Below are 24,545 nucleotides of genomic sequence, written 5' to 3'. Positions count from 1 at the left end.
AATTCTCGGAGCCTAATGGTTTGCTGTGCCGGCCTGCCCGAGGTACCGACAGGCACGGTCCACGCCGACAATGGACAGCAGTCGGCTACGGGGCTGGGCGAACCCCGCACAGCCGTAGTCGCCGAGCCGCGCGCAGCGAGTGACCAGCCAGGACCAGTCCAATTCTAGATAGTCCGCCATTGCCTGGAGGCGACGGCTGGCGGAGGTACCGGCTACGACCGAGTGAGCGCTGGTGTGTGAGGACAGATCACCGTAGTCGCGTATGGCGGGCCGGTCCGTTGTCACGCCGACCTGCCAGATCCCCTCGGCTCCTATCCAGTTCGCGACGATCGCTTGGCGGTCGTTGTCCAGGACGAAGCCCTCGACGGCCGCGTACTCCGGATCGGCACTCACGTTGACGCGGATGTTGAAGGATTCCATCAGGGCGGCGGTTAGGAGCAGCAGGATGCGCTCTCCGGGAGGCGATGCGGTGACCGAGGCTGACGGAATGCAGAGGGCGCGGGTGAGCGGCTGGCCGGTGAACCGGTCGGTTATGGCGCGTAGGTAGTCGTACTTGTGGCGGAACAGCAGCCAGGTGCTGGCCTCTTCGCCGCGTTGCTCGCGGGTCCAGAATTGCGGGATGTCGGCGATGCCGTTGAGATGGCGCAGGATGTGGTGGGCGCAGAAGTAGCTGCCCAACCACATCTGTGACACCGCGGCGAGTTCGGACGCTGGATCGCGCCCGAGTGATGAGGTTGGCAGGGATTCGTAGGGGCCGAGCTGTTGCTGGAGGTCGGCGAGCAGCGCATCGTCGTTGAGCAGTGGTTCGTCGAGGTTGACGACGGCCCAGAGAATCCCGACTGTGATGTCGTCCAGAACGTAGGCGGGAGGGATGAGCAGACGCGATCCCGGCTCGGCTTTGGCCAGCCGCCGGCGAGCTTGTCGAGTGTCGAGGCCGTAGCCAATCACGCGTTCGTCATCGGTGACGGCTCCGACCACAAGTCCTCGGCGGGCTCGGGTCAGGAACCGGTTGCCGGCGAAGTCCGCCGGCACCGTCGCCAGGACGCGTCCGTCCTCCACGGCGGGATAGATCCGCGCGTCCACGGACTCTCCGTCGAAGAACCGACCAGCCGCAGAAAGCAGTGCCTGCTGCTCTGGCTGCCGTGATTCAGGTCCGCGTGCAGCGATGGACGAGCTGGTCAGCAGCGACGGCAGCAACGGGGCCAGGGCCACGGTGCCGGCAGCGGTGGGTGATCGTGAACGCCGGTTGCGGTAGAAGCCGAGTTCAGCGTCGGTCGTAGCCCTCAGGACGGCGCGGAAACCTTCCCGGCGCGTGAGGCCTGGCCAGTGGGTCTCACCGCGTTCGAGCTTGCCGACGTCGGTTTCGTCGAGCCGGTCCTCGCGCTGGTATCTGGACCACTGCCAGGCGTTGACCGCTTCGGCAAGTTCTTGCCGCGACATCGGATGCCCAGAACCGGTTGGCGACTGCAGCCGTCTGCGTGCAGCGATCAGCTTGGTGTTGGGGTTGCTAGCGTCGTCCACCGTGTAGCTCCTCAGGGTCCGGCACGGCGAACCACACGGGTCGGGACCAACGGTCGAATGCCATGCCTTCGTTCTGTAGTTGGCTCACGCGCTGTCGGGGGAAGCCGACGGCCGCCGCGAGCCGCTGGGTGCAGTAGCCGTGCCTTTCGCGGAGGCGGATCAGCTCGGTGGCCAGGCGATGGCGTCGCACGTATGGGCAAAATCAATGCGAACCTCCGGCACGGACAGGAGCGAGTCCACCGTGACTGTCCGACCGCGCGGTGCTGTCCGGTGTAGCCAGAGCGTAACCCCGGATTTCGACGTGATGATCTTCCCGGCCGTCTCCTGGCGTTAAGGGGCCGCAGGTCAGCACCATGTCTGCTGCCAACTTTCCTGCTAACTCTCCAAGTAATTCGGGGTTCCGCCCTCGCGGACTGTCGGTGATCGTAGGCACACCACAAGCGACACATCGATGCGTAGCTCGCCAAGCGGCCGTCCAGACAGCCGCGACGCTGGCGACATGTCCCGACCCCTGCCGAGGAGCACGTGATGACCGTCAACGGGTCACCGACACCCACCGCACGCCGTGATACGTCGAACGTGCTCCGCGTGGGGCCGTCCTCGGGGGCAATCCGCGGCCCGGCCGCTCTCCGCGCCGACGCCGTCGTCCGCGGCCTGTCCCCGTCATCTTGGTTTGGACTGGCGGTGTGGATCTACCGGTTGCACGAGCGTGATGACGCTGACCGGTGCGTGTCCGACGTGAGCCGGACTTGGCGATCGCGAACTCATGCTGCGGCTGTCATCACGGCTGCAGGGATCTACGGGGCCAATGCCACCGCGCCCACGCGCCGCGGCAGCAATAGCCGGCGACTCCAGTCGCCCGGCACAGCTGCTGGCCGCCGTTCATCCGCGAGGGTGAGAGTTGCCCGAAGCGTCCGGTCACGGCCTTCCGCCGAGTGTCGTGGCCTGACCCGGCCGTGCGGTTGGCGCGCCAGATCAAGGCGCGACCAACTGCACGGCCGCGAGGCCGTGATGGCGGCCCAGCGGCCACTCGCATCGGAGTCGAAGGAAACACCTGTATATCGCGACCTCGCCGGCCCGGCCCGACTAAGCAATCCCTATCCGCGGTGCGGCCCGTTGTTCTGCCGGCGCGGAGCACCGTTTGGCCGATGGAGTTCGCCGACTCGAAACGCGAGTACATGACCGTGTGCGGCTGTCGACTGAGGCCGATCGATGCGGACATCATCGAGCGCCGGGCGTGCGCAGGCGCGGCCAGGCTCGGTCCGGCATTGACCACCGGCCGCTGGGCCTGCGAAGCGTTAGCCGACGTGCTGGGCCGCCTGGACACGCGGATCGAAGTTGCCGGGACAGTCAACGACGCGAGGTTCGTCCCGCGTACCTAGACCGCGCCCGCCGTCGCTGCCAGGACGGGGCGCGGCGGCGGGTGGCGCGAAGCTCACCGCGGCAAGCCAGCGCCACATGACCTGCCTCCGAAACCTCCCGTTTCCCGCATGCCGCCCTTGGCCTACGGAAGTCCACATCCCTCAATAGCCAGAGAAGGGATCTCCCCGGTGTCGTATCCGGTCGATGAGTTGCAACGGTTCGGTTATCAGCAGCAGCTACGGCGGGCGCTGCGGTTCCGAGACCTGCTCGCGTACGGGTTGATCTTCATGGTGCCGATCGCGCCGATGGCGATCTTCGGTGCGGTGTTCTCTGCATCGGGCGGCATGGTGGTCACGGCGTACGCGATCGCCGTGGCCGCGCTGATCTTCACCGCGTTCTCGTACTCCCAGATGGTCAAGGCCTTCCCGCTATCAGGGTCGGTCTACAACTACGTCGGCCGGGGCATCGGCGCCGCGGTGGGATTCATCGCCGGGTGGGCGATCATGCTCGACTACGTCCTCGTGCCGTCCCTGCTGTATCTGGTGGCGTCGGTCGCCTTGCACGCAGGCCTGTCCGCGGTCCCGGTGCTGTCGGCAGTCCCTGTGTGGGGATGGCTGCTCGCGTTCGTCGCGGCGAACACCCTCGTCAACACGCGGGGCATCAAAGTGACCGCCCGGTTCACGTGGATCATGCTGATCGGCGAACTCGGCGTGCTGTTGCTGTTTCTCGGCTTCGGCGCCTGGGCCATCGCCACCGGCAAAGGCCGGTGGACGTGGGACCCGCTGTACAACCCGGACACCTTCGGGGCGGCACTGGTACTCGCTGCGGCGTCGGTGGCGGTGTTGTCGTTCCTCGGCTTCGACGCCATCTCGATGCTGGCCGAGGAGGCGAAGGCCGGCGCGCGGGTGATCGGCCGGGCCATGGCCGGGGCGCTGCTGGTCACGGGTCTGCTGTTCATCGCCCAGACCTGGGTAGCGGCCATCCTCACCCCAGACCCTCAAGCGCTGATCACCAACGGGGACCCCGCAGGGACCGCGTTCTACACCGCCGCCGCCGTGGCCGCCGGGCCGTGGTTGGGCACACTGTGCGCGTTCGCGACCGCGATCGCCTGGGGGCTGCCGGACTCGATGGTCGCGCAGGTGGCCATCTCGCGGCTGCTGTACGCGATGGCCCGCGACAAACAACTCCCGAGTCCGCTGGCGAAGGTGTCCCGCAAGCACAACGTGCCCCGCAACGCGATCTGGCTCGTCGCCCTGGTGTCGCTCGGGATCGGGCTTTCCATGAACAAGCGCGACGACGGTACTGCCCTGCTGGCCAGTCTGATCAACTTCGGGGCGTTGACCGCGTTCCTGCTGCTGCACCTGTCCGTGATCGTTTACTACCTCTACCGGCAGCGCAGCCGCAACCTGTTCGCCCACCTGCTGATGCCCCTGACGGGTGCCACGATCCTCGGGTTCGTGGTGTGGAACGCCAACGTCGCGGCGCAGAAGCTGGGGCTCGCGTGGATCGGCCTAGGCCTGCTGGTGCTGATCGGCCTGTACCTCACGGGCCGGCGCCCGCAGCTGTCCGGGTTCACCCCCGTGCCCCATCTCGGCGCACCCGTGCGTGAGGGGGTGTGAGCCATGGGACAACACCACACGTTCACGCCCACCGCGAAGGACTACGGGTACACCTTCGGCGGCGCGATGCCGGTGGCGACGCTGCGCTCCGGTGACACGCTGTCCACGTACACGGAGGACTGCTTCGGCGGTGCGGTCACCACCGTGGACGACCTGCCGTCGCAGGTCTGCACCATGCCGTACCTGAATCCGGTCACGGGGCCGTTCTTCATCGACGACGCCGAGCCCGGCGACACCCTCGCCGTGCACTTACTGTCCCTCGTCCCGGCCCGGACCATCGGCGTGTCCAGCACGTTCCCGCACTTCGGGGCCCTCACCTCGACTACGCACACCGCCACTTTGCAACCACCATTGGAGGAGCGGGTGTGGCTGTACGACATCGACGCCGAGGCCGGCGTGGTGCGCTACCGCGCCCGCAACGGCGACTACACCGCGGACCTGGCCTTGGAGCCGATGCACGGCACCGTCGGCGTCGCCCCGGCCGGGTTCGAGGCCCGCAGCAGCATCACCTGCGATGCCCACGGCGGGAACATGGACACCCCGCAACTGCGCGCTGGCACCACGTTGTACCTCGGGGTCAACGTGCACGGCGCGATGCTCAGCCTCGGCGACGGCCACGCCCGCCAAGGCCACGGCGAGGCGAGCGGGGTTGCGGTCGAAGTCGCCATGCACACCACCCTCGCCGTCGAAGTCATCAAAGGCGTACCGACACGGTGGCCACGCATCGAGTCCGACACCGCCATCATGTCCGTCGGCTGCGCCCGCCCCCTGGAAGACGCGTTCCGGATCAGCCAGCACGATCTCGTCGGCTGGACCGCCGAGTTGACCGGCCTGGACACCCTCGACGCGTATCAGCTCGTCGCGCAGGCCGGCACCGCGCCGGTGGGCAACGTGTGCGACCCGAACTACACCATGCTCGCCTGCCTGCCCAAGCCGCTGCTGCGAGGCGCCACCGTCTACGACGGTGCCCACCAGCGGCTGCGCGCCACACCCCAGGCCGCCGCCCCGGGGATCGGTGCGCGATGACCGTGTTCGTGACTGCTGGCAAGGCCCGCACCGTGTCCACGATTCGCCTCGACCCCCGAGCGGTCCTGCCGCTGCACGCCGAGCTGTACCTCCTCGCTCACGACGACGACACCGGCACCCTGCTGATCAACGAACAGGCCCTCGCCCTCGGCCTGGCCGGAGCACTGCTGCTGGAACTGTCCCACAAGGGGCACGTCGCGATCGGCTACATCTACCACAGCGCCCGCCGGCAATGGCAAACCCAACCGGGCCGGCTGACCGTGTACCGACCCGGCCCGACCGCGAACCCACCGCTGGACGCCGCGCTGGCCGCCGTCACACGCACCGTGCGTGAGGACCGCAGCGACGACCAGCTGCGGACGTGGCTGCGCTCGTTCGCCACCCCCGACCTATATGAACGCGTTCGTGCTGCCCTGATCGCCGTAGGCCTGATACAGCGCACCGAACGCCGCCGCCTCGGCGGGCTCGTCAGGACCGAAACCCACCTGCCGGTGCACTACGGCTACGCCGTCCGGGCCCGCGCCCATATCCGTGATGCCGTCACCCACCACCGTCAGCCGCGCCGGAACCGGCACGCGGCGCCCGACGACGAATGCGCCGCCCTGTGTGGCCTGATCGCCGCCCTCGAACTGGCGGAATTCCTCTACGACGGCAGCCTGTCCACCACAGAACTCATCCAGCAGTTGTGGCACATCGTCACCACCCACGAAAACCCGGCCATCGCCGCCGTCGTCCAAGCAGTCGACGCCGGCCGCGGTGACCTCGCCGTGGCAGCGATGCGATGACCCTCCACCACAACCCACCCGCCGCAGCTCCGTCCAGGTGGTGCCCGTCATGACGGGCGTTTCGCCGGACGAGCGGCAGCCTCCCGTGGTACTCGATTCGTCAGTTCCGCATTCGGCTCGGGTGTGGAACTACTGGCTGGGCGGCAAGGACAACTTCGCCGCCGACCGTGCCCTCGCCGAACAGATCATGCAGTCCTTCCCGGGCATCGTCGGTATCGCTCGGGAATCACGACGATTCCTTATCCGCGCGGTCCGGGACCTCGCGGGGGAGAAGGGGATCCGGCAGTTCCTGGACATCGGCACTGGTCTTCCCTGCGGGACAACACCCACGAGGTCGCCCAGCGGATCGACCCCTACGCGCGGATCGCCTACGTCGACAACGACCCGCTGGTGCTGGCACACGCCCGGGCGCTGCTGACCAGCTCACCGCAGGGCGTCACCGACTACCTCCACGCCGACGTGCACCACCCGGACGACATCCTGCAAGGCGCTGAGAAAATCCTGGACTTCGCCGAGCCGATCGCGCTGATGATGCTCGGCATCCTCGGCAACGTCATGGACTACCACCAGGCCCGCACCATCGTCGACCGGCTGGTATCCGCCCTCCCCTCGGGCAGCTACGTCGTGATCAACGACGGCACCAACGTCATCCACCCCGACGAACGCAACGAAGCCACCCGCCTCTCGATCGAAGCCGGCACCCCCTACATCGCCCGCCACCCCCACCAGATCGCCGGCTACTTCCACGGACTGGACCTCATCGAGCCCGGCGTGATCTCCACCAGCCATTGGCGACCAGACCCCGACGCCGATGTCCCGGCCATGGTCGACGTCTTCTGCGGAGTGGCACGAAAACCATGAACAACTCCACTGGTGCGGTTAGCCCCGGAACCGACGCCTTCACCGCGATCTGGCAGACGCACGTACACCTGCATCCGCCTACGGCGCACCCGCCGGGCTGCCATCACCATCCCGCTGCGCTCGGCGCTTGACCATTCGATCGGAGGACACATGTCTCTCAGGGAACTGTTCGGCGAGGAGCACGTCAACGACATGATGACGGCCTGGCCCACCAAGCCGGCAGTCTCCGAGCTCCCGGCCGATAGCCGTCTTCCCGGCATCGCCAACGCCCAGCTTCTCCACGCCTACCTCGACACCGGCACGGCGCCAGCCGACGACATCATCGTGATCAAGGACAGTGCTGCACTGCACCCTCGCGCGTACACGACGGCCAGCCGCCTCGACCCCGCGAAGCTCGCGAAGTGGCGCGGCCGCGGTTACACCGTCCAGCTTCGCAACATCAACCGCTGGTGCCCGCTGTTGCACAGCGTGTGCGCGGCGATCCAGACGGAGACCGGATACGGCTGTCATGTAACCGGCTTCGTCACCCCAGCGGGAGGGCAGGGCCTGAACCATCACTGGGACCAGAACATGGGGTTCATCTACCAGGTGACCGGCCGCAAGACCTGGCAGATATGGGAACCGGCCGTTGAGGAGCCGCACCGCGACCACCTGGCCTGCAACACCCGGCCAGGCAGCAACCTCGTCCGCCACCTCAAGGGCACCCGCCCGGACCACGATCTCGCCCTCGAACCCGGGCAGGTTCTCGTGCTGCCGCGCGGCTGGATGCACAACGCGCACGCCCGCGACCAAAAAGCGGCGAGCACCCACCTGACGTTCGTGGTGCGCGAACGCACCGGCCTCTGGATCGGCGAACAGCTGACCAAGACCGCGATCACCTCGACATCGCTGCGGCGAGTGATCCCACCAGCCAACGTCGTCAACCTCACCGCGTTTGCCGAGCAGGTCGATCAGGCCCGGCACCTGCTGATGCATTGGCTGGCCCACGCCGATGAGGCAACCCTGGCGGCCGACCTGCTCGACAGAGCGCGCACCGAGCGCGACGTGGACTACGCCTGAGGCGACCCGGCGACCCGGCGACCCGGCGACCCGGCGACCCGGCGGCGCGACCAGCCGATCGCCACTACCGACTGATTTCTGTGTACGGGATTTCACCGACGCATCAGGCGTCGGCGATCCATAGATCCGAGGAGGAGTCGTGACCATCACGACCGCCACGCCGGTTGCTACCGGCAAAGACCCCCAGTCCCTCGTCGACCCGGAAACCTTCGGCAAGCTCGCCCGTCACTTCGCCGCCGTGCAGGAAGTCACCCAGACCTACGCCGAGCGAGCGATCGGACAGATGCTGCTGCTGCTGAAGGCGCACGCCGACTCGCAGCACGACCCCGATTTCGGCAGGCTCCTGCCCGACGGCCGGTCGTACCGCGTCGTCCCGACCAACCCCGTCGACACCGCCTGGCACGTGTCGCTGCAGCACACCGAGCCGTACCTCGCCGCCTGTCAGCAGATCGCCGGCGGCTTCGTGCACCACGTGCCGATCCTGACCGAGGGCATGGCAGACGGCACGTCCCTCGAGTACACCCGCCAGGCGTTGCACGCCACCGGTTACCACGTCGATCCAGAGTTCTGGGTCGGTCAGGCGGAGAGCTGCTGCCCGCCGAACCCGGGCGTCTGAAAGGGTGCATGACTGATGCGCAGTGACTGGACCGCCCTGCCCGACGCCGTCCTGACGGCCATCGCGGAGAGAGCCGGCGGCACCCACGCCACCCCAGCCCTCAGCGGCGACCATGCGGAGATCGCCGCGACCGTCACCGGCGATAAGGGCAAGGTGTTCGTCAAAGCGGCATCATCCGATCTGGGCGTCCGCTCACTGCGCTACGAACTGCTGGCGAGTAAGGCCATCAACCAGTCATATGCGCCGGCGATCGAGTGGGACTTCGAAACCGACGGCTGGCTGGTGGTGGGCTTCGAACACGTCGACGGCCCACACGCCGACCTGTCCCCAGCCAGCCCCGACCTCGACCTGCTCGAGGCAACCCTGAAACAACTCCAAGAGACGCCCGCGCCGGGCGGCCGGCCGTGGTTCAGCCCGGCAGCCCGGCTCGGTTTCACTCATCCCGCGATGGACGGCGACACACTCGTCCACACCGACCTCAGCCCCACCAATCTCATCGTGAGCCCCCACGGCCTGCGCCTCGTCGACTGGGCATTCGCCACCAAGGCGGCACCATGGGTCGAACTGGCGCTGCTCGTTCCATGGCTGATCGCCAGCGGCCACACCCCGCAACAGGCTGAGCAATGGCTCGCGCGACGTCCAGCATGGGGCGCGACTAACCCGCAGATCCTGGACGAGTTCGCCTCGCGGAACGCCGCAAAGTGGTCCATCAAGGCCCAACAAAGCACTGCCGGCTGGATACACGACCTTGCCCATTGGACCGGCCACTGGTCGGCGTACCGGCGCAAGAAGGTACTTGAGCGACCCGACTAAACCCGGGGACGGCGCCGCAGACCAAGCGGTCACGGATGGGTCTAATGCCTGCTGACAGATGCCGCCATCGGATACGTCGTCGGTGTATAAAATTGTTGCCGATTTCAAGGATCGATATTTTATGAATGATGACGAGTTGACTGACCCAATTACCGAGATCGCCGAGCAGGTCGCCGACTGTTTTTCGGAGCGCGGTTACGCCTTCGTCGAAGACGACCACATCGAGGCGCTCGCCGAAACATTGAAATGTTTCCTGAAGACGGCCGGTATTCCGGTGCAGGTCCATGCGATGGAAAAAGTCATCGTTCCCGAAGTCCCGCCCCACTTAGCAGGCTATTCCGATCGGCGCTCACGGTAAGCCTGTGCCTTCGGCCCGCGTGGAATCTTCGCGGCCCGCAGGTCGAAGTAGGGGCGTCGCCGAGCATGGCGGTGTGAAGTAGGACGGGACCGACACGTCGGCGTCGGTCCGTGCAGTCCGCCGACCTTGCGCGCATGTGCGGCTTGGTCCGGCCGTAGCGCCGGTGTAACCGGGGTTGCGTTTGTTCCGGTTCGCCGAGCGGGCTTGACGAGGGCGTCCGCTGCGTCGTTCTCAGTTTGATCGTGGCGAGGTGTTCTTGCTTCTCATCGATGCGGTTCCGGTTGTTGCTCACGGTAGACGGTGATTCGTCACGGGGGAGTTGATCTGGGTGTAGTGGTGTGGGTCGAGCAGATGTCGCCGGTGGCACCACCATTGTGTAGGCGGCCATTAATCGACGCCGCCTTCAACATTCGTCCGCGAACTGCTCCGTGGTTCCGCGTACGGCGCGCGCCCGCGGCTCAGCGACTTCGCAGCCCGGCGACGGCGCACGAGAACAGAATCTGGCTCCAGGCGACGGCTGAGGGACGGCGCCCGTTCGGTCTGCTCCCTCGCCTGCGGCTCGAACGAATGCAGCAATGCTGCGGCGGTTGACTCATCGGATCGCTCTCCGCACTTCAACCGGGGTGGTACGTCCATCTCCCGCCCCGATGGGGGCGCGCGTTGCCCGTGACGCCAGACCAGCTACATCACCATCCGGGGCACCCACGGATGACTGATAGGGGGCGCCGGCGACTACCCGCACTCTTGCCCGTGGTCCAGGCGCAGCCCGTTGAGCAGCCGGCGCGACCCGCGAACGTGTCCACACGAACGCTTCGTAGACCTGCTGTGGTGCGCGCGAGCCGGCGCGCCATCGACTAGTTGCGCGACCAGTAGTCGCATGACAGGGTAGGGCTGTGCACGGACACGAAATCCGGCTCATGGGAGCCCACGAGATCAGCACCCGCCTGCACCTCAGCCGACAACGCGTCTCTCAACTCACCAGCCAGTCAAACTTCCCACGACCACTCGCCGACCTGAGACAAGGAAAAGTCTGGCACGCCGACGACGTAGAAACATGGATCAAGCACCACCGGCCCACGCCTAGCTGCCCAGCGTGCCCGGGCGAACCGCGATGAACAAATCTCCTGGTAGGGCCCTCTCTCGGCCGCGCAGTACACCGGTATCTTCGGTGCCACCCCGGTAGTCGCCTCCGCGATGCCGCAGCCTGCAGCAAGCTCGCATGAAGATCAACCGGCAATTCGGCGCAACGCTGCGGGGGTACCAAGTTCGGCGCGGTCGTCGGGATGCACAAGAAGTACCCGCTACTGCTTGAAGTAGGCGGTGCTCTCTGCGTATGCGGGGTAGTAGGACTCAATCGCGATTTCGTCGATCGTGATGTCCATCGGTCCGCTGCACCGACGACTGAGGTCCTACCAAGGATGATCGAATCCGCGAGGGTGGCCATGAACAAGCTCAGCCAGTAACGACGCCGCCAGACGAGTCCCTGCATGCGGGTGCCCGCGATCGGAACCGATCAGTTCCAGAACAGCGGGTCACCGAGGTCCTTCAGTTCGCTCAGCGGCTGCCGGACCGGCGCCGCGGACGAGCCAAGGACAGTGGTGTACCAGCCGGTCAAGTCGTGGATCGCTAAGCGCTTGTGATCCGGCGCCACCAGGACGGTCGCGCCGGCGGTCTTGCTGGCAGGCGCGACCTGTTTCATCGTCACCGAGCCAGCCGCCGGGTCGAGCGTCGCGGTGGCGACGCTGCCGAAGGGTTGTCGGCCTTCACCCTCGCCGGATGAGCAGAACCGCTCGCCGGCTACAGGCAGGCTGAGCGACGGCCCCAACCGGTTCATCAATACGCGCCTGCTTGCACGATGCGCACGCTTGCGTCCAATGCGCCGTGACCCAGAACCGTCCCGCCGTCGCCCGCAGACAGCTTGGGTAAGACCGGATCGACGGCCGCCATCGCCTGCGGCGCGAAACCAGTCGTGAACCCAGACCAGAAGAATGCGCAATGAAACCGAAGGCGCAAAACGGTGGACGCGATTCTGATGTCCACGACAATCTACAGAATCATCACTCACATCCTCACGCCAAGGTCATCAAGTTAGACACGGCCATCTCATAGCGGACTGTCGACCGCCGGGACTGTCTCGAACGCGGCAGGCGGGCAGATGTTCTGGGACGTTATCCGTCGACAAAGGAGTGCAATCATGGAAGAACTTGTCGCACTGATCGTTATTCCGGTAGTCGGGTTCGTGGCGAGGTCGGCCGCCAAGAAGGGGATCGCCGTCCTCAAAGCCAAGGACGTCAAAATCCCCTCGTGGCTCGCGGAACACGCACCATCGCTGGTGGGCGGCGTGGCAAGTGTCGGCGCTGGCGGTGCCATCCATTCCGGACCGCTGGGGGACAACCAGCCCTGACCCACATCGGAGAGCTTCTACGACCGCTCGGGTACGGCAGTCCGCTCTGCGATCACATTGGCACCTGCGAGCGACAGGACGCTTCATCAACCGCCCATACCGGGCGGTGATGACAACGCACGGGTCGCTGATACTGAATTCCAGGAAGGCAGAAATGGTCCATGTCTTCACTGCGAAAGCTCGCGTTCAAAATCGGCCCCATCGGATGACGCTATTCGTCGGTTCGTGACCGCCGGCCTGTGCTCGATCCGAGGGCGAGGCCGAGGCCCTGCGGGCGGCGCGGCGGGCGCCGAGCCAGCCAAACCGTTGGGCCTTGCTGGTGGCTATCAGCGGACCAGTCAGCGCCTCGACGACTATGCCGGCCGCACTCGCGCGCGCGGCGAGGTAGGCGTCGACGGGGCCGACGGCGTGCACCGGCCCGCTCCCGCCGCCGGGCGCCCTTGGCGACATACCGGACCTGGCCACGTTGCCTTAACGAGCGAATACGGTTGCCCTCGATTGGGCCCCCGCTTGGCAGGCGCGGGGCATCCGAAACCGCTTCCGTGTCGAGCCTTGGTTGACCGGTCCAGTCCCGCCACCGCCACGGTGCGAGACTCTGGAAGCAGCCGGCCGTCGACCGAGGAGCTGTTCGCTTGGCTCCTTAGCCGACTGGCCCGCCGTCGTCCTCCACGAAGCCATTCCCAAACAAGTAGGCTCCCTCCCGTCTTTGTCCGGCTCCTTCGGATATGTCGACGTTCACGGTCTCGCCGCGGGCGTCGCAAGCGTGACCAGAAAAGTACAGGCCACCGACCCGGCACATGCAGAACACGCCGCCTTGCTGGTCGAAGGTCTCAGTGCCAGTCGGGGCACGGTTCTCCTGCGGAGAGCACGTGGACTGTGGGTAGGGGCCGTTGCATTTGGGTTTGGCCTGCGCCGCTGGTGCGGACATCACGCCGGCAGTCAGCGCGACACCGGCAAACATTGCCTGGGCGGCCGCCGCCGCTGTGGCCATTGCCGTCATTCTTCTCAGCGGATTCCTTTGGAGATGATCCGGCCTGTTGTTGTTCATGCAGTGTCTCCTGTGCGTGGTCGAAGTCGACGCGCGTGAGTGGGGATCTTTACCTGGCGGCCCGCGGCGTTGGCCCAGACCTGTGGTGCTGTCCTGGGTCAACTGGTGGGTCAGCACTACAGGTGGGATAGGAAGGCTGCCTTCGCCAAGCAGCGGAGCGATTTTGCGCTCCGTGGACAACCGTCCGACGCGTTGTGCACTAGCTAGGATGACAGGTGTGGCCCGCGGTTAGCGCCCAGACCACTCGGCGTGCGCCTATGCCACTTGATCGGCCTTTAAGGGTTACCGCAGGGCCCAAAGTTGGGTTCCCACCGCAGCGATACTTGATCGGCATGGCTGCCTGAGCCACCATGCCGGATGCCGAGACAAAGGCCGGTTTATCGGTTGACAATCTCGTAGTAGCTGCCCTGGACGTACGACAGCCGCCACTCCTGACGAGTCTTGCGCTCTCCGCTGTCCCTGCAGTCCTGGTTTTGAACATCCTCGCACTGTTCGCCGATGCCGTAAAACAGCCTCCGTCGTAAACCGAATGATCTTGCTGAACCGACAGTCGTCGGCGAAAAGATCCACTTTGGTGGTCACCGCCGTGACACGGCCACTGGAACAGTCAATCCGGCTCTGCGAAGTTAAGCGGGGTTGAGGTGTCCGCGGTGCCGGCGGGTGGTCGCGGTGCGGGTACGTAGCCGCTGATTTTCTGGGTTCCGGAAGCCGTAGGCGTCGCGGGCGACGGTCTTGATGACGCGGTTGGTGCCTTCGGAGCCGGCGTTGGTGATACCCGTGGCCAGGAACGCCGAGATTTGCGGCCACCAGGTCTCGATCGTGGTGGCGAGCCGGTGTAGTTCGGGCAGGTCAGTGGCGGCGCAGCGGGTGTAGAAGCGGCGTAGCAGCCGATGGACGTGTTCGCGGTCGGGCTGGGTGCGGGCGGTGGCGAGCAGGTCGAGCAGGTCCTCTTTCGCGTTCCACGTGGCCAGGATCGGGGCGCCGATCCGGGTGGGCAGGGCCTCGAGAGTGTCGGTCAGGCGGTCGACGTGCTTGCCGCTCATCCGGGTCGCCGAGCGGGTCAGCCGGTTCCGCATCCGCCACTCAGGATCGCTGCCGCGGCCACGACGGCCCCGCGCAGTGAGCGTCACCCGGCGGCGGACCTCGGTGACCGCCCGGTTGGCCAGCTGCACGACGTGGAAGTGATCGACGACCAGCAGCGCGTGCGGCAGCATCTGCCGGATCGCGGCCTTGAACACGGTGCACATGTCGATCGCGACCGCCGTGATCTGCTCGCGCCAGGCCGGTGATCGAGCGGCCAGCCAGCCGGTGACCGCGGCGGTGGTGCGCCCTTCGACCTGGGCGAGCAGTCCCTGACCAGCGGACAGATCGCAGAAGCCGACGTGCCACCGGTCCGCGGTCTTGGTCCACGAACCGGCCTTCTCATCCCATGCCCAGTGCGGTTCGCCGCGGCGGACCTCGTCGATGCCGAGTACCGCGACCGGCTCCGGTTCGTCCGGCAACACCCTGCTCGCGTGGGCGGTGAACGCCTGCGCGACGACCGGCCACGAGACGCCGTGATCGCGAGCCGACTGCACGATCGTGCGACCGCCGTCGGCGACTGCCGCCCCGGCCGCCTGCCGCAACCGCATGGTCAGCCTCGACCGGGCCGGCACCTGGGCGACCTGCTCGGTGAACGATTTCCGCGGACAAGCCGCGGTCGGGCAGTACCAGCGCCGTTTACGCCACCGCAGCCGCATCGTCCGCCCGGCGACCGGCAGATCCCGTGGCCGGGTAGTCGCCCACTGCTTGATCTGCGCCGCCCGCCGCCCACACCCCGGACAGCATCGTGCCTGCTCACAACCGGTGGACAGGTCCACCACCGGGACGCCGTCAGCGTCCACCTCGACCCCCTCCACCACCAGCCCATCCAGGCCCAGCAGCCGGGTCGTATCGTTGACCATGCTCGCAGCTCTTCACTTGTGACCATCCGAACTCGACACTCAGATGATCACCGATGGGCTGCGAGCCCCTATGTCCCGGGTCGCCGCCGACTCCGAACCCCGCTCAACTTCGAAGAGCCGTCAATCCACGCCGTCGGTGTCCAATGGGGTTTCCAGGCAGCGAAGAGCCCATTCAAAAACCAACTGATACGGCTGGCTATCCTCGAGAACGGAAGCCGCCAAGAAGTCAATTGTGGCGGCGTGGGCCGATGAAGGAGCACCTACGATTGCCGTCGTGACAACTGCAGCCAAGGCGGCAGTCCCGGCAAGACACCGTTAGAACAGTGCGACGGACCTCCCAGCTAAGCCGAGAGGTCTCGCCACCCATCGTGCCCGTCAGATCAGTCGAAACATAGGGTTGGCGCCGTAGTTCCACTCATACTGAATGGCCCGGTGGTGCTCGCGTCGGGCGGCTATCCTTCGACTGGCCCCAGCCGCTCGACTTGCAGGTAGAGCTGATAGCTGCCGCGTAGGGAGATGTCGTCGGTGTACGGGATCGCCAAGACGCCATGCCCGACGCCGGCGGGCTCGGCCGCAATCAGCGCTTCCGCCCGTTCGAAGGTCAGCTCAAGGATCCAGGGGTTGAAAACGAACGTCGCGGGGTTCGTGGCGCTGCGCACCGTCCCGATGGGACGACTGCCCGAGCTACCGGTGATGCTGGTCAGCGTGGAAGCGGTCTGTATGCCGAGGGAGACGGCGTCGAAGATCCAGTTGTTCGGAGGGAATACCTTCGTGAAGATCTCTTTCGCCCGAGCACCGAACTTGTCGTCAGTGTCCCTTAGCCAAGCGAGCATGCCTTCCCATGCGCTTTGACCGAGATCAAATTCCCAGATGCTAGGCGTGAAGTAGACCACCTCGCCTTCGGTGATCGTGTCGGTGAAGCAGTTCATGGGTGGATAGTCGCGGCCGGAAGGAACTTCCGGACTGATCTCGATTCGAGTCGGCGACCAGATGAAGGGCGGAATCGCAGGAAGGTCGAATACGCGCTTCTTCATCCATGGCTTGTCGTGTGGATATCTGTCCCCATCCCTGAGTCCTCCTTTGCTGGAAGCGCTTCCGCCGACGACTCGGCCGGATTGACCGTTGACGTCACCGATCGTTGCCGACTTACGAGTCGCGGCCTCGTAGATGAGGGTGCCGTCGGAGCGCATTTTCTTGCTGTTCCAGCCGATGAACACCTCGTCGTCTTTGCCGTCAACTTGCAATGCGTGGTCCCATGACTGGTTCTTCACGTCGAAACCGTTGATGCTGATCTGGTAGCGCGCTCGTTTCACCGGAGCTCCTTACATCGATGGTGTTCGCGCATCATTGCCCTGGTCAGAGTTGACGACTGAGGGCCACGCTGCGCTTCGGCGGCTGCCGATTCCGTCTACCAAGCTGTCTGCGGCCACGGCCGGATGGTTCTTGGTCACGGCGGGTCGGAGGCAATGGTGCGCATGCTGCAGGCAGGCGCGTATTGATGAACCGGTTGGCGGTCCCTCAGCCGAGTTGCAGCCGGCCGGCGATGGCTGTGCGGCGATCCCAGCGGCTGCGGCCCAGACGCTGCGGCGGGGCCCGTCGGTGCGCAGCACGGCCGCAGTGCCGGCAAGTGCGCCGAGTCCGAGCAGGTATGCCAGATGCCACATCTCCTGGCCGAGTGGTTGCCGGGGAAGGATGCCTTGGTTGGATGCGAACCAGACCGGCCACAACGCGAGCCAGGTCCTTGGCTGCACCACCTCGGGCGGACCGCCCAGCGTAGGGCCGATGTACTCGGTGAAGTGGTAGTACAGGGCGATGGTGCCGAGCCACAATGTGAGCGTGGTCAGCGGGAGCAGGCCAGGCCAGGGCAGCCAGCGGGCGACTGCGATGCCGAGTAAGCCCGCGCCGAGCACGAGCGTCGGCACCTGTAGGTACTCCACAGCGGTGCGCTGGTACACCCGCTCGCTGGCCAGAGGGGTGTGCGCGGTGGTGAACTCGCCGAGCACCAGCAGCAGTGCCGCACCGGGGAGTCCACGATGACCGGGCCGCGCACCAACCCCACGATGGCGCCCACCGTGCGTTGCCGGCCGTCGACGGGGGTGGCGTCTAACGGCTCCCGGACTCGCGATCGATAGGTGGCGGCGGTGACCAGGTTCGCCGCCACGAATGTCACCGGCGCGTAGACGTGCACCAGGCTGAAGGCCAAGACCATGTAGGCGCGGTTGGCCGGTGGGTCGCCCTCGTGGTTGATCAGCAACGTGACGTCCCATGTGAGGATGTAGAGCATCGCGATGGGATACGCGGGGTGGCGCAGCATCTGGCGTGCCTCCACCGCGCCGAGTCGCCGTGCGGCCGGAGTCGTCATCGCCCGTCTCCTTCCCCTGCCGGCTGGCGTGCCCACTGTCACCGTGTCTGCAGCCAGCCAGCAGCCGCGGTGACCAGGACGGCCACCGCCACGGCAATGCACAATGTCCGGCGCGGTCCCCGGGTGTGCAGAAGCGATGCGACACCGGCCAGGGCTCCGAGCCCGAGCAGGTATGCCAGGTGCCACATCTCCTGATCGAGCGGCTTCCGCGGCAGCATGCCGACGTCCAGCGCGAACCATGCCGGCCACAGCGCGTACCAGGCCGAGGCATGCACCGAGTCGGCCACGGTGACGGGATACATCGCGATCGTGCCGAATCCGACCACGAGCACGGTCAGTGGCAGCACGCCGGGCCAGGGCAGCCAGCGGGCCACCGCGATGCCGAGCAGCCCGGCGCCGAGCACTAGGGCCGGCAACTGCAGGTATTCCCACGCCGTACGGGGGTAGACCGCGTCGTTGCGCACCGCGGTGTACGGAGTGGCGTACCCGTCGAGCACCAACAGCAGCGCGGCGGCCGCACACCCGACCAGCACCGGGCCGCGCAGCACGCCCAGGATCGCGCCCACCGTGCGCTGCCGCTCATCGACCGGCACGGCGTCCAACGGCTCGCGGACCCGGGACCGAAACGTGGCCGCGGCCACCCGGTTGGCAACCACGATCGTCGCCGGCGCGTAGACGAGCAGCACGCTCAGCATCACGATCAGGTAGGCCTGGTTGGCTGGCGCACCCTCATCGTTGACGACCATCGCGGTGCCGAACGCCACGATGTACAGCATGGCCATCGGATAGGCCGGGTGCCGCAGCATCCGACGCGCCTCCACCGCGCCGAGTCGCCGCGCGGCCGGAGTCACCTGCCGCGCCTTGCGCACGGACATCGACCTGTCTCCTTCCTGCCAAGGGCTCAGCGCGTCTGTAACCAGCCGCCGGCGGTGGCCGCGACCACGGCGGTGACCGCGGCCGTCCACAACGCCCGGCGCGGTCCGCGGGTGTGCAGTAGCGCCACGACACCGGCCAGGGCCCCGAGCCCGCACAGGTATGCCAGGTGCCACATCTCCTGATCGAGCGGCTGCCGCGACAGCATGCCCTCCTCCACGGAGAACCACACCGGCCACAGCGCGAACCAGGTACGGTCGTGCACCGCGCCGGTCGTAGGCTGGTACGTCGTGACCGTGCCGATCCATGCCAGGAGCACGGTCAGCGGCAGCGCGCCGGGCCAGGGCAGCCACCGGGCAACCGCGATGCCCAGCAGACCCGCTCCCAAGACGACCGCGGGGACCTGCAGGTGCTCCAGCGCCGTGCGCTGGTACACCACATCGATGGGCCGCTCCGGGTGCGCGATGGTGAACTCTCCGATCACCAACAACAGTCCGGTGATCGCGAAACTCACCAGGACCGGACCGCGCAGCACGCCGATGATCGCACCCGTGGTGCGCTGCCGTTCGTCGACAGGTGTGGCGTCCAACGGCTCACGGACCCGGGACCGGAACGTGGCCGCGGCCACCCGGTTGGCGACCACGATCGTCACCGGAGCGTAGACGAACAGCAAGCACAGCAGCACAAGCGCATACGCAAAGTTGGCGGCTGGGCCGGTCTGGCGGTTCCAGACGACCTCAACGGCAAAGACGACGAGGTACAGCATCGCCACCGGGTACGCCGGGTGGCGCAGCATCCGGCGGGCCTCTACCGCACCGAGCCGCCGCGCGGCCGGACTCATCATCGACTGCCTCCTTCCCGCTGGCCGGCGTGCCGCAGTCACCGTGTCTGCAACCAGCCAGCGGTCACGGTCGCCAGTACCGCCGCCGCCGCGGCAGCGCACCATGCCCGGCGTGCTCCGCCGGTGCGCAGCATGGCCGCGACACCGGCCAGGGCCCCCAGGCCGAGCAGGTACGTCAGATGCCACATCTCCTGCCCTAGCGGCTGCCTCGGCAGCATGCCAGAGGGCGCGTTCGAGGCCATCCAGACCGGCCACAAAGCGAACCAGGTGCGGTCGTGCACGGTGCCGGTATAGGTAGACCAGTACATCGTCTCCGTGCCGAACCACACCAGGAACACGGTCAGTGGAAGCGCACCAGGCCAGGGCAGCCACCGGGCGACCGCGATACCCAGCAGACCCGCACCCAGGACGACGGCGGGAACCTGCAGGTACTCCAGCGCCGTGCGGTGGTACACCACATCGATGGGCCGCTCCGGGTGCGCGGTGGTGAACTCTCCGATCACCAGCAACAGTCCGGTGATCGCGAAACTCACCAGAGCTGGTCCGCGCAGCACGCCGATGATCGCGCCCGTGGTGCGCTGGCGCTCGTCGACAGGTGTGGCGTCCAACGGCTCGCGGGCCCGGGACCGGAACGGGGCCGCGGCTACCCGGTTAGCGGCCACGATAGTCGCGGGCGCGTAGACGAACAGCAGGGTGAGTATCACGACCGTGTACGCCTCGTTGGCGGGCGGGCCCGTCTGTCCGCTCAGGACCGCCTCGACGACGAAGACGGCGATGTACACCATCGCCACCGGGTACACCGGATGGCGCACCATCCGGCGTGCCTCCACCACACCGAGCCGCCGGGCGGCCGCGGTGGCGATGCTCATGCCGTCGCCTTCACCACAGGCTCGGACGAACCCACCAGGAGTAGGTAGCCGTCCTCGATCGATGGCTCGACCAGGGTGGCGCCGGGCGGTGGTGAGCCGACCTGTCGTAGCCTTCCGTCGCTGGTGCGCCAGGCCAGCCGGGCGCCGGGATCGCGCTGCTCGGAGCGCCACACGCGCCCAGCCGCGGCGGCGGCCAGTTGCTGCGGGTTGCCGTCGAAGCGGATGCTGCCCTCGTGCAGCACCACCAGCCGTGGGCAGAACGCCGCCACATCTTCGGTCTGGTGTGTGGACACGACCACGCACCGGTTCTCGGCCAGCGTCGAGATCGTGTCTCGCAGGCGTAGCCGCTGCTCTGGATCCAGGCCGGCGGTCGGCTCGTCCAGGATGAGCAGCCGTGGGTCGCTGAGTAGGGCCTGGGCGATCATCAGGCGTCGCTTCATGCCGCCGGACAGGCGCCACACCCGGCGCCGCGCGTGCGTGGTCAGGCCCATGGTTTCGAGCACCCGGCGAACCTCGTCGTGCCGGGTGCGACGGTCGGTCATCTCCTTGAGGATGGCCACATAGTCGACGTACTCGAAGGCAGTGAAGCCGCGCGGGAAGCCGGTCTCCTGCGGGACGTAGCCCAGCCGGCGGCGGATCGCCACCTGCGCTAGCGGGTCCCGCGCGTCCCGGCCGAGCAGCTCGACCCGCCCGGCGTCGGCCTGGGCGACGGTGGCCAGCACGCGCATCAGGGTCGTCTTGCCTGCGCCGTTGGGGCCCAGCAGGCCGAGTACACCGGTGCCGACGTCCAGGGTGACCCGGTTCAGGACCCGGCGCCGCCCGTAGCTCTTGCTCACCTCAGTTAGCCCGATGTCCGTCACCAGAAGCTCCTTGTCCGTCGGGCGCCGACCAGCGCGAGGCACACCGCGCCGAGGACGATGGCCGAGGACAGCAGCTGCACCGTCGGGGAGAAGGCGCCCAGCACCGACCCGGTGGTGATCCGCGCCGAGGCGACCCCGCCCATCCACAGCGCGGCCAGCCCGCCGATCGCCGTCTGGACGCCGACCAGCCGCTCGGCGACCAGGCCGAGGGCCGCCAGGGCGAGCCCGGGCAGCAACCACAACGCCGCCCCCGCCGTGCCAGGCAACACCAGCCCGCCCACGACCAGCAGCAGGACCGTCATCGGCAGGACTGGAAGGCACCGCAGCAGCACCAGCCGCAGCCGGGGGTACGGCGCGGCCGCCACCACCTCGTGCATAGAGAACACGCCCGGTCCGTACGCCAACGCCACCCCGGTCAGCGGGGCCAGCGGAGCCACCGTGAGGAACCAGAGAGCCATCGGACCGTCCATCTCCCGCGCGGCGATGGCGAAGCCGGCCACCAGCACGCAGCCGGCCACCCACGCCCGGCGCGCCGCCGAGGCCCCAGTGGCCAGCCGCGCCGCCGACGGCGACAACCCCAGCGCGATAAGCAGCCGTTCGAACGGAGACGTACGTGGCCGGTCCAGCCGATCCACCGTGCCGGCCCAGGCCCGGGCTATCAACGCGGCGTCGGCATGCGGCGCGATCGCGGCTCGGCAGCTGGCACAACCAGTCAGATGCTGCTCGACCGAAGCCGCGCGGGCCTGGTCGAGGCCGCCCCCGGCGTACGCCGCGAGCAAGGCGTCGTCAGCGTGCCAGACGGTCATGACAGCGCCTCCCTCAACAGCAGCCGAGCGCGGGCCATCCGGGTCTTGACCGTGCCCTGTGGGATTTGCAGGAGGCGGGCGGCCTCCCGGGTGGTGAGGCCGTCGAGCACCGTGGCCTGCACCACGGCGACTAGGTCCGGGGACAGCCGATTGAGCGCCGTGGCCACGTCGGCATACTCCACGCGTACCAGAACCTGCTCCTCGGCCGAAGCCACAACAGGATCCGGAACTCCAGCCAGCGGACAGTGCCGCGGACGCTTCGCGAGTAGATCGATCATCCGGCGTATCGCGATACCCCACAGCCAGGCGCCGACGTCCCCCTCACCGCGCCACCGGCCAGCGCCACGCCACGCCGCGACGAACGTCTCCTGCAACGCCTCAGCAACCACGTCGTCGTCCACGCAACGCCGCCGCAGGCGAACCTGCAGCCAGGACGCGTGCCGAGAGTAGAGTGTCGCCAGCGCATCGCGATCGCCCCGGGCGATCGACCCGATGAGAGCAGCATCGTCGGCCATGTGGCCCTCCCCACCCGTTCTGCCCAGTCTGTCTGCGTCACCGCACGAGCGGTTCATGAACAGGCGGCGGGGAATCGTGCCCCAGGAGCACCTCACGACAATGGGGACAGCCCTCGAACGGGACGAGGTTGAGCGGCGACCAACACCGAGCCGGGGTCTCCGAATACGACGGACCGAGCGGCCGCTGTGGCGCTGAGCGGGCCGTCCTGGATGCCTCGGCTGCCTCGCCGCTTGGAACCGCGCTCGATGACCGCCGAATAATGGGGTAGCGCTCCTTGCAGCCCTGGTTGGCAGTAGAAGGCTTCGATGCCGTAGTGGGATCGGAAGGCGGTCCACCGGGCCGTTTCTACTCGCTGGCGGGAGAAGCCGAGTACCTGGGCGACCGCGGCTTTCAGGTTGTCGTAGCGGATTTTGTCGGTCGGGACGCCGCCCAGCGTGGTGAACGCGTGGATGTGGCCTTCCAGGAACGCCTCGGTGCCGCCCGAGGCGAAGATCCGGTGCACCGTCTTGCCGGAGAACGACAGCCGCAGCGAGAACAACATGCAGGTCACCGGCTCACCCCGCAGGTTGATCACGATCTCACCGAAGTCGGCCTCAGCTTCCTCGCCCGGCCGGTGTGTCTGCGGGAGGAACACATTGACCGGGCCGTGGCCGGCCTCGGCCCGGATCTTCGGCTTGCGTTCGGCGACGTAACCGCGGACCACCTGGTAGGAGACGGCCTGCATGCTGTGTTCGTCGATCAGCCGATCGAAGATCCGTTTCGCGGTATGCCGCTGCTTGCGCGGCGCGTCCAGGTCCGCCCGGAGGATGTCGTCGATGACGGTCTTGAACGGATCCAGCACCGAGGGCCGTGGCGGCAAAGGGCTTGCGTTCGCGCGGCCACGCAGACGCCAGAGCATCGCTGACCGTGTGCCGGCTGACCCGATACTTGGTCGCGATGGCCCGTCCGGACATGCCCGCCCGCGAGTCCCTGCGGATCGCCGCGAACAGTTCGACCTTCGACATCCGCGGCATCGGCGGACCTCCGTCCCGACCAGCCGATGCTTCCACCACTCTCGGTGGCGCTGAAACTCGCTGACATCGAATCCACCCGATCGGGTCCGCCAGCCGGTGGCGCTCAAACTCGGTATCAAATCCAAGGTCAGGGCCCATACGAGCGATCCAGAGCGTGAGAACATACATGCCGATCAAGGAGGCAAGGTTTGATCCGGCTGCGCGGGCTTAGCATCAAGCGAAAGGCAGTGCAGTCTTGGCTCGGCTGGCCCGTGCCCGCTGACCTGCGCGTCGTCTCCAACGACGAACTGACAAAACTGATCAGCACTGCCGAGCAGCGCGGATTCAGTCGACAGGCAAAGGACTTCCACCCGCGAGGTCAGGAGATCTTCGCCTTACTCCCTTACTGGTACGAGGGCACCCCGGAGGCTTCGTGGAGGTGCTTGGTCGTCCACGTCAACGACTGGAACCCACCGACTGGGTCCCGGCCCGAGATTGCCTTCGGTCGCCTCGACATCGCCTTGGCCGACTTCAATGCCCTCCGGCGGGCCAGACGGCGACAACGAGAACAGCTACTCCACTGGACAGTGTGGCTCGCCTACAGCCGCGGAGCGGTCCGCGCGAGTGGCGCTGAAACTCAGCGACACGAAGCCGACCCGAAGACTGGTGGCGCCGAAACCGGCTGACACGCGGCGTTCGAAGTCGCTTAAAAACTCATTGAGTCGGTTCGTCCGCTACGAGTCTGGCAACCGTCTCTCGGGCCTGAGCTCCCATGCGCTGGCGGGACCGGGTGCATCCGTGCCAGCGTGATTCCTGACTGCCAGATTGGGCAGGCGCACTCGTGCGGGCCACATGGGGTCGAGCCTTGCCTCCAACCCCTGGCCGTTTGGGGCTGACCTGGCTGTTGCGACGCCGCCCGATGGTTAACGCGAATCGGCGGCGACGCCGGCACAGCTATCACCCGGCAGAACGGTAAGCGGGTGCAACGCCGGAGCTCGAACACTGGCGCCT

At 67.1% G+C, this 24,545-nt stretch carries 24 protein-coding genes and 1 pseudogene; 11 read left to right on the top strand and 14 right to left on the bottom strand.

Features of this window, described 5'->3' with window-relative positions; all coding sequences use genetic code 11:
* Positions 1-12: 12 nt before the first annotated feature.
* On the bottom strand, positions 13-1,521 hold the full coding sequence (locus LDL48_RS29900) for an XRE family transcriptional regulator (RefSeq protein WP_225257847.1): 1,509 nt from the start codon (positions 1,519-1,521) through the stop codon (positions 13-15).
* Between the two features lie 1,148 nt (positions 1,522-2,669).
* On the opposite strand from LDL48_RS29900, the gene LDL48_RS29895 reads away from it, so the two are divergent.
* The 9 genes and pseudogenes from LDL48_RS29895 to LDL48_RS29855 all read left to right on the top strand — a co-directional run bounded on the left by LDL48_RS29895 (position 2,670) and on the right by LDL48_RS29855 (position 10,020).
* Positions 2,670-2,903 (top strand): hypothetical protein, encoded by a 234-nt coding sequence (locus LDL48_RS29895; RefSeq protein ID WP_225257846.1) that lies wholly within the window; start codon positions 2,670-2,672, stop codon positions 2,901-2,903.
* Between the two features lie 168 nt (positions 2,904-3,071).
* Entirely contained in the window at positions 3,072-4,502 is a 1,431-nt protein-coding gene (locus LDL48_RS29890) for an APC family permease (protein ID WP_225257845.1), read from the top strand.
* Positions 4,503-4,505: 3 nt separating this feature from the next.
* The gene (locus tag LDL48_RS29885) at positions 4,506-5,528 is read left to right on the top strand and encodes an acetamidase/formamidase family protein (protein ID WP_225257844.1); all 1,023 of its coding nucleotides are present in this window, start codon (positions 4,506-4,508) and stop codon (positions 5,526-5,528) included.
* Positions 5,525-6,313, top strand: a complete 789-nt coding sequence (locus LDL48_RS29880) for a GOLPH3/VPS74 family protein (RefSeq protein ID WP_225257843.1) — start codon at positions 5,525-5,527, stop codon at positions 6,311-6,313. Before LDL48_RS29885 ends, LDL48_RS29880 begins: the two co-directional genes overlap by 4 nt.
* 49 nt (positions 6,314-6,362) lie before the next feature.
* A pseudogene (locus LDL48_RS29875) lies at positions 6,363-7,174 on the top strand (SAM-dependent methyltransferase).
* A gap of 150 nt (positions 7,175-7,324) precedes the next feature.
* Positions 7,325-8,233: a JmjC domain-containing protein gene (locus LDL48_RS29870; protein ID WP_225257842.1), complete on the top strand. Its 909-nt coding sequence runs from the start codon at positions 7,325-7,327 to the stop codon at positions 8,231-8,233.
* 139 nt (positions 8,234-8,372) lie between these two features.
* Positions 8,373-8,849: a glycine-rich domain-containing protein gene (locus LDL48_RS29865; RefSeq protein ID WP_225257841.1), complete on the top strand. Its 477-nt coding sequence runs from the start codon at positions 8,373-8,375 to the stop codon at positions 8,847-8,849.
* A 15-nt stretch (positions 8,850-8,864) separates the two neighbouring features.
* Positions 8,865-9,662 (top strand): phosphotransferase, encoded by a 798-nt coding sequence (locus LDL48_RS29860; protein ID WP_225257840.1) that lies wholly within the window; start codon positions 8,865-8,867, stop codon positions 9,660-9,662.
* 121 nt (positions 9,663-9,783) lie between these two features.
* The gene (locus LDL48_RS29855) at positions 9,784-10,020 is read left to right on the top strand and encodes a hypothetical protein (protein WP_225257839.1); all 237 of its coding nucleotides are present in this window, start codon (positions 9,784-9,786) and stop codon (positions 10,018-10,020) included.
* 1,513 nt (positions 10,021-11,533) lie between these two features.
* Here the strand turns inward: LDL48_RS29855 and LDL48_RS29845 are convergent.
* Positions 11,534-11,854 carry a hypothetical protein gene (locus LDL48_RS29845; protein WP_225257838.1) on the bottom strand — a complete coding sequence of 107 codons (321 nt, stop codon included), beginning with the start codon at positions 11,852-11,854 and terminating at the stop codon, positions 11,534-11,536.
* Positions 11,854-12,060, bottom strand: coding sequence for a hypothetical protein (locus tag LDL48_RS29840; protein WP_225257837.1), 207 nt, complete (start codon positions 12,058-12,060; stop codon positions 11,854-11,856). The genes LDL48_RS29845 and LDL48_RS29840 overlap by 1 nt, the downstream gene beginning before the upstream one ends.
* A gap of 154 nt (positions 12,061-12,214) precedes the next feature.
* Here LDL48_RS29840 and LDL48_RS29835 point away from each other — a divergent pair, with 154 nt between their 5' ends.
* On the top strand, positions 12,215-12,424 hold the full coding sequence (locus tag LDL48_RS29835; RefSeq protein WP_225257836.1) for a hypothetical protein: 210 nt from the start codon (positions 12,215-12,217) through the stop codon (positions 12,422-12,424).
* Between the two features lie 640 nt (positions 12,425-13,064).
* Here the strand turns inward: LDL48_RS29835 and LDL48_RS29830 are convergent.
* The 11 genes from LDL48_RS29830 to LDL48_RS29780 all read right to left on the bottom strand — a co-directional run bounded on the left by LDL48_RS29830 (position 13,065) and on the right by LDL48_RS29780 (position 23,440).
* The gene (locus tag LDL48_RS29830) at positions 13,065-13,472 is read right to left on the bottom strand and encodes a hypothetical protein (RefSeq protein ID WP_225257835.1); all 408 of its coding nucleotides are present in this window, start codon (positions 13,470-13,472) and stop codon (positions 13,065-13,067) included.
* Between the two features lie 626 nt (positions 13,473-14,098).
* On the bottom strand, positions 14,099-15,415 hold the full coding sequence (locus LDL48_RS29825; RefSeq protein ID WP_225257834.1) for an ISL3 family transposase: 1,317 nt from the start codon (positions 15,413-15,415) through the stop codon (positions 14,099-14,101).
* A 452-nt stretch (positions 15,416-15,867) separates the two neighbouring features.
* Complete coding sequence (locus LDL48_RS29820; protein WP_225257833.1) at positions 15,868-16,728, bottom strand: hypothetical protein; 861 nt, start codon at positions 16,726-16,728, stop codon at positions 15,868-15,870.
* Between the two features lie 9 nt (positions 16,729-16,737).
* Positions 16,738-17,418, bottom strand: coding sequence for a hypothetical protein (locus LDL48_RS29815; RefSeq protein ID WP_225257832.1), 681 nt, complete (start codon positions 17,416-17,418; stop codon positions 16,738-16,740).
* Between the two features lie 397 nt (positions 17,419-17,815).
* Positions 17,816-18,652: a hypothetical protein gene (locus LDL48_RS29810; protein ID WP_225257831.1), complete on the bottom strand. Its 837-nt coding sequence runs from the start codon at positions 18,650-18,652 to the stop codon at positions 17,816-17,818.
* Between the two features lie 26 nt (positions 18,653-18,678).
* Positions 18,679-19,494 carry a hypothetical protein gene (locus LDL48_RS29805; RefSeq protein WP_225257830.1) on the bottom strand — a complete coding sequence of 272 codons (816 nt, stop codon included), beginning with the start codon at positions 19,492-19,494 and terminating at the stop codon, positions 18,679-18,681.
* Positions 19,495-19,529: 35 nt separating this feature from the next.
* The gene (locus tag LDL48_RS29800; RefSeq protein ID WP_225257829.1) at positions 19,530-20,360 is read right to left on the bottom strand and encodes a hypothetical protein; all 831 of its coding nucleotides are present in this window, start codon (positions 20,358-20,360) and stop codon (positions 19,530-19,532) included.
* Positions 20,357-21,220, bottom strand: a complete 864-nt coding sequence (locus tag LDL48_RS29795; RefSeq protein ID WP_225257828.1) for an ATP-binding cassette domain-containing protein — start codon at positions 21,218-21,220, stop codon at positions 20,357-20,359. The genes LDL48_RS29800 and LDL48_RS29795 overlap by 4 nt, the downstream gene beginning before the upstream one ends.
* Positions 21,217-22,026, bottom strand: coding sequence for a zf-HC2 domain-containing protein (locus tag LDL48_RS29790; RefSeq protein ID WP_225257827.1), 810 nt, complete (start codon positions 22,024-22,026; stop codon positions 21,217-21,219). The genes LDL48_RS29795 and LDL48_RS29790 overlap by 4 nt, the downstream gene beginning before the upstream one ends.
* Entirely contained in the window at positions 22,023-22,541 is a 519-nt protein-coding gene (locus tag LDL48_RS29785) for an RNA polymerase sigma factor (protein ID WP_225257826.1), read from the bottom strand. The genes LDL48_RS29790 and LDL48_RS29785 overlap by 4 nt, the downstream gene beginning before the upstream one ends.
* 92 nt (positions 22,542-22,633) lie before the next feature.
* Entirely contained in the window at positions 22,634-23,440 is an 807-nt protein-coding gene (locus tag LDL48_RS29780) for a hypothetical protein (protein ID WP_225257825.1), read from the bottom strand.
* A gap of 303 nt (positions 23,441-23,743) precedes the next feature.
* Here LDL48_RS29780 and LDL48_RS29775 point away from each other — a divergent pair, with 303 nt between their 5' ends.
* On the top strand, positions 23,744-24,220 hold the full coding sequence (locus LDL48_RS29775) for a hypothetical protein (RefSeq protein ID WP_225257824.1): 477 nt from the start codon (positions 23,744-23,746) through the stop codon (positions 24,218-24,220).
* Positions 24,221-24,545: the final 325 nt, after the last annotated feature.

Origin of the sequence: Jidongwangia harbinensis (assembly GCF_020216025.1) — a bacterium.
GTDB lineage: Bacteria > Actinomycetota > Actinomycetes > Mycobacteriales > Micromonosporaceae > Actinoplanes > Actinoplanes harbinensis.
The sequence above is the reverse complement of the archived record's forward strand: the minus strand, read 5'-3'. Positions and strand labels throughout refer to the sequence as shown.